The following is a 6,006-nucleotide window of genomic DNA, read 5'->3' as shown; positions in this document are numbered from 1 at the left end:
GAGGGGAATACGAACTCGCGGTAATCATAAAGTTCAATGTTCAAACATCAAAGTTCAAAGTAAATCAAAGTTCAATGAAGAAGATATTATTTATAGCAGGCCTTGTGAGCACGATGTTGCTCGCGGCATGCAGCAGCGAAGAGAGCGTCGTCAAAGAGGACGGCAAAGTAAATGTGGCGAAAGACATCACGTTTCAATTTACCGAGGAAGCCTATGTGCCGGGTAAAGTCTCAACTGATAAGGCGGGAGCCAAAGGCATATATGCAGCAGAACCGCAAGCGGTGGACTTAGGTGATGGTTTGATAGCCGAAGTGAGTCTCGAGCCCGACACCATGGGCACAGTCCAAACGCGTGCACCGCAACCGATGAGCGATGGTCACTACACCATCTATGCCGTTGACGCCTCCAATGTACGCCACGACGGGATATCAGGAACCGTTTCGGGTGGAACGTTTACTCCTGATGCCGCTAAAAACTTAGAACTCAACGCCGGCGAAACTTATACTTTCGTTTGCTTCAACGATGCCATTACGGACAACGGTACGGACCTTCAGGCTATCGAAGGAGTTGTGAACCCAATGATTGGTACTGCAATCCATACTGTCAGCACTTCCGCTCATGACGTAGTGACTTTCGAGATGAAGCATCTGATGGCACGCTTACGCATTCAGATAAGCTCTCACATGGCACCTCCACAGAACCTCACTATGAAACTATGGCTCCCATCTATTGCCGATAGGAATGAAACTTTCGACATTAAAGGCGTGCATATAAACTCTTGGAGCGATGGTAACGAATTTAACGGCCCGACAATACCATTTTCCCCCAACAAGCCCTATGTCTATTCTGCCATTAGCCAAGACTATACGACCACAAGTGACTATGTATATGGCTCCCAAAGTATATTAGGCGAAAGCTATAGTTTCAACTTTACCGGCACACTTCATGGAGAGTCGCTTACGAATATGACCTTTCCTCCAGGAACTTATTTTTATAATAACCATTCTTACCTCGTCAAGGTCAAATACAAGAGTAAAGGCCCACTCTATCTCTATCAAGACGGCACCGTGGGCTACCTCGGCGACAAGGGCACGCGCACGCCCATCGGCGTGGTAGCCATAGAGAAGACCAATACGACCAACGGCACGGCTGTGGCATTGAAAGAAGCAATACCTGGTTATGGAGGTTGTCCCTGGAGCGATTACGGCATTACCGATGGTAATACGACGAGGAGCAGTGACTTCAACACCAACTACAACGACTTGAATGGTTACAAGTGGACGTGGGACGCAGCAAGCAGCACGGACGGGAAGGTGAAAGCCAATGAACAGACGAAATACCAAGCCTTCTATCATGCTGCCAACTACAATCCCGGCGTCGGCATCACCGGGGCAAACGTGGGCAAATGGTATCTGCCCGCAGCCGGAGAATGGCTTAGGGCACTCGAACGACTTGGTAAAGCTGGAAAAGCAACGAGCTTGGACTATCAGACCATGTATTATATTGATTGGAAATATCTGAACAAAGCCTTTACCGCTGCCGGTGGAGAGGCATTGGCTGCTTATTGGTATCACACCAGTTCCGAGATTTCGGCAATCACGACCGTTACTATTACCTTTGACAGAAATGTTAGTAATCCGCCGGGCAACAAGTATGCGCTCACCGACATGGATAACAAAGGGGTTGAGGATGTCCGCTCGTTTATCCATTTCTAAGCACACATCCCCCTCGGAAAGAATTCCGTGCCGCCTCGAAATGAATTCCGACGCGGCACGAAACGCATTCCGAGGCGGCACGGAATTCAATGCGAGGCGGCACGGAATAGAAACGATCATAAAACAGAAGATTTTTTATCTTTAATATCAAATATTTTTCAACGCTTAAAAGAAAGGAAAAACTATGAGCAATAAACCATTGCAGTATGTCTTGAAAATGCGCAAGCTGAAAGTGAAAGGCAAGGAGAACAAAGAAGAAATGCAGGTGGCCATGCCCACAGGGCGCAAACGGGTGGACTTCCGCTCATTCTGCAAGCAGGTGGCCAACAACACGACGTTCTCGCCGCAGGAAGTGTATGCCGTGCTCAACCAAGCCATTGCCGCAGCACGTGACATCGTGGCCAACGGCGACTCGGTGGAGTTCGGCGATATGGGTACGCTGAAACCCTCGTTCAAAAGTACGGCGGTGGCCAAGGACGAGAAGTTCAATGCCAAGAAGCATATCATCAAGCCCGTGGTCAGGCTGCTGCTCTCGAAGAAGTATTTCGAGCTGAACGACGTGAGCTTCGAGCAGGTGGAAGATAAGAAGAAAGGCAAAGGAGGGATAGGGCAGCACGGGAATTAAAAGCCCTCAAACCGAAAGCCCACCCTCTGACACCCACCCCCGGCCCCTCCCGAAGGGAGGGGAGCGCGAACAGCGTGCAAACTAATTTGGTGCAAGCTCGGTCTCCCCTCCTTCGGAGGGGTCGGGGGAGGTTTCCGGGGGGCCGGGGGAGGTTATTGGGGAGGGCGCACGACTTACCTGTATTTAGTCAAAATCAAAATTCACCTTATGATTAACTCGCTTGTCTGTGTGCCCTCCCCGTTTAAAGAAAAGCCTCCCCCCAACCCCCTCCGAAGGAGGGGGAGTAGAAGCCTCTCCCCCAACCACCCCTCTCGGTCTCCCCGTTATCGGGGAGCAGAAATCTCCCAAGGAGAGGGGAGTAAAATGCAAATAGACCTTGAGAACTAAAGAGTTCGCAAGGTCTATTTTTATTTATTATGTATTGTTCATCATTAGCCCGCAAGCTCGCGCTCCCCTCCCTCGGGAGGGGCCGGGGGTGGGCTTCCCCTTTTCAACCTTTTTTGTATTCCTTTGCTTGTTTTATCACTCCCCTCGGCCATAACCCCGGTTTTTTTTATACCTTTGTAGACTTAAAAACTTAAATATAATCGAACTATGAGACTGATTATTGAAAAAGATTATGATGCGCTGTCTGCATGGGCGGCCAATCATGTGATCGACCGTATCAACGCTTTCGGGCCGACGAAAGAACGGCCGTTCGTGTTGGGACTTCCCACGGGGTCTTCGCCCATCGGTATGTATCGGGCTTTGGTTAAGGCTTGCGCCGAGGGACGCGTCTCTTTCCGCCATGTCGTCACGTTCAACATGGACGAGTATGTGGGGCTACCCGAGTCGCACCCCGAGAGTTATCATTCGTTTATGGCACGCAACCTGTTCGACCATATCGATTGTCCGAAGGAGAACATTCATATTCTCAATGGCAATGCCTCCGATCTTGCGGCTGAATGCGAACACTACGAGCAGATGATAGCCGAAGCCGGAGGCATTGATTTGTTTATCGGCGGCGTGGGTGTAGACGGGCATGTCGCCTTCAACGAGCCGGGGTCGTCGCTTACTTCGCGCACCCGACAGAAGACGCTGACTACGGACACGCGTATCGTGAACAGCCGCTTCTTCGACGGCGACGTGAACAAGGTTCCGGCCTACGCGCTGACGGTGGGCGTGGGCACGGTGATGGACGCCCGCGAAGTAATGGTGCTCATCAACGGCCACGCCAAGGCGCATGCGCTGCAGGCTGCGGTGGAAGGACCGGTGACGCAGATGTTCACCATCAGTGCACTGCAATTGCACCGGCACGGCATCATCGTCTGCGACGAGGCAGCCACCGAAGAATTGCGCGTGGGCACGTATCGTTATTTCAAAGACATCGAACACCAACACTAAAAGAAGGAGTATATCATGAAATTAAACCTTAGTTCGCAAATCGTATTGAACAAAATACCCGAAGAGTTTTATCATCCGCGTACAGCCGTCGAGCGCTCCGAGCTGACGCGCTGCGAGAAGATTCCCACCGACATCTTCCCGAAGGTGGAAGAGGGTGCGGAGAACATTGCAGACGAAGTGATGCGGCTCATCAACCAGCGGCGGCACGAAGGCCGTTATTGTGTGTTGGGACTGGGCACGGGCAAGTCGCTCGCGCCCGTTTATGATGCGCTCATCGACCGCTACGAGCGTCGATTGGTGAGTTTCAGCAACGTCGTCGTGTTCAATGCCTACGAATACTTTCCGCTCGACACCACCTCTGCCCACAGTTCGATAGCGCAGCTGCACGACATGCTGCTCGACCATGTAGACATCAACGAGCAAAACATTTTCACACCCGACGGCACGTGTCCGCAAGACGAAGTGCAAGAGCAATGCCGCCTCTACGAGCAGCGCATACAGAGTTTCGGCGGGATTGACGTCATGCTCCTCGGTATCGGCCGCATCGGCAACATCGCCACCAACGAACCGGGTTCGGGGCTCACATCGACCTCACGACTGATGCTCATCGACGCCACGAGCCGAGAAGAGATGACGATGAGCTTCGGCTCGCAGGAGCCCGTGCCGCCATGCTCGATTACGATGGGCATCGCCACGATTCTCGCCGCGCGGAAGATATTTCTCACGGCATGGGGCGACGATAAGGCCGAGATTATCCGCCAGACGGTCGAGGGACCCATCACGGAGACAATCCCCGCCTCGTTCCTGCAGACGCACAACGATGCGCACGTAGTCATCGACCTCGCCGCGGGCGCACGGCTGACGCGCATCGTTCATCCGTGGTTGGTGACCGGATGCAAATGGACGGATAAGCTGACGCGGGCTGCGCTGACGTGGCTCTGCCAAAAGGTGCACAAACCGATACTGAAACTCACCAACAAGGACTATAACGAGAACGGACTCTCCGAACTATTGGCGCTCTACGGCTCGGCGTACAACGCGAACATCAAAATATTCAACGACCTGCAGCACACGATCACGGGATGGCCGGGCGGAAAGCCAGACGCCGACGACACGTGCCGGCCGGAGCGGGCCAAACCTTACCCCAAGCGTGTGATTGTGTTTTCGCCGCACCCCGACGATGACGTTATCTCGATGGGCGGCACGATACGCCGGTTGGTGCAGCAGCAACACGAGGTTCATGTGGCCTACGAGACGAGCGGGAACATCGCCGTAGGCGACGAGGAAGTGACGCGCTTCATGCACTTCGTCAACGGCTTCAACCAGCTTTTCATGGGGAGCGACGACGAGACCATCGCGCGGATGTACGGGGAAATCAAGAATTTTCTGGCCGCAAAGAAGGAGGGCGAGCCGGACACGGCGGACGTGCGCACCATCAAGGGGCTGATCCGCCGCGGCGAGGCGCGAACGGCATGCACGTTCAACAATATCCCGCTCGACCGCGTTCACTTTCTCGACCTGCCGTTCTATGAGAGCGGAAAGATTGAGAAATTGCCGATGACGGAGAAGGATGTGGAAATCGTGCGGCAATTATTGCAAGAAGTGAAGCCTCATCAGATTTACGTGGCCGGCGACCTTGCAGACCCGCACGGCACGCACCGAAAATGCACCGACGCCGTGCTGGCCGCACTCGACCTTGAGAAGGAAGAGGGGGCGGAATGGCTCGCCGACTGCCGCGTGTGGATGTATCGCGGCGCGTGGGCCGAGTGGGAAATCGAGAACATCGAGATGTGCGTTCCGATGAGTCCGGAAGAGCTGCGCGCCAAGCGAAATGCCATTCTCAAGCACAGCTCGCAGATGGAGAGTGCTCCGTTCATGGGAAATGACGAGCGCCTCTTCTGGCAGCGGGCCGAGGACCGCAACCGCGGAACGGCCAAACTTTACGACGACCTCGGTCTTGCTTGCTACGAGGCCATGGAGGCGTTCGTTGAGTATAAAATGTAGAAAGATTCAAAAGAAGAAGGCCTCCCCTTTATGGGGAGGCTTTTTTTTGTGCAAAATTTTATCTCGGTTGCGATTTCCGAGTCATCGGAAAATAAAAAATCATCGGACGATGCACTTTCCAACCCCTTGGAAAGCAAAAAGTCATCGGACGATGCACTTTCCAACCCCTTGGAAAGCAAAAAGTCATCGGACGATGGCTTTCCAACCCCTTGGAAAGCAAAAATCTTCGGACGATGCACTTTCCAACTCCTTGGAAAGCAAAAAAGCATCGGACGATGG

Annotated in this window: 5 protein-coding genes; all 5 read left to right on the top strand. The window is 53.2% G+C overall.

Translation table 11 applies throughout. The features are described from left to right. Positions 1 to 74 precede the first annotated feature (74 nt). On the top strand, positions 75 to 1,715 hold the full coding sequence (locus tag HMPREF9944_RS00430) for a hypothetical protein (protein ID WP_044113104.1): 1,641 nt from the start codon (positions 75 to 77) through the stop codon (positions 1,713 to 1,715). 184 nt (positions 1,716 to 1,899) lie between these two features. Continuing rightward, positions 1,900 to 2,340 (top strand): HU family DNA-binding protein, encoded by a 441-nt coding sequence (locus HMPREF9944_RS00425; protein ID WP_008563673.1) that lies wholly within the window; start codon positions 1,900 to 1,902, stop codon positions 2,338 to 2,340. Positions 2,341 to 2,934: 594 nt separating this feature from the next. Then, a complete protein-coding gene (gene nagB, locus HMPREF9944_RS00420; RefSeq protein WP_008563670.1) occupies positions 2,935 to 3,723 on the top strand; it encodes a glucosamine-6-phosphate deaminase in 789 nt (262 codons plus the stop codon). A 15-nt stretch (positions 3,724 to 3,738) separates the two neighbouring features. Further along, complete coding sequence (locus HMPREF9944_RS00415) at positions 3,739 to 5,727, top strand: glucosamine-6-phosphate deaminase (RefSeq protein WP_008563669.1); 1,989 nt, start codon at positions 3,739 to 3,741, stop codon at positions 5,725 to 5,727. Between the two features lie 48 nt (positions 5,728 to 5,775). Then, on the top strand, positions 5,776 to 6,006 hold a 231-nt coding region (locus tag HMPREF9944_RS13175; protein ID WP_216594330.1), incomplete at its 3' end, for a hypothetical protein.

The sequence above is a fragment of the Segatella maculosa OT 289 genome (assembly GCF_000243015.1).
Lineage (GTDB): Bacteria > Bacteroidota > Bacteroidia > Bacteroidales > Bacteroidaceae > Prevotella > Prevotella maculosa.
The sequence above is the reverse complement of the archived record's forward strand: the minus strand, read 5'-3'. Positions and strand labels throughout refer to the sequence as shown.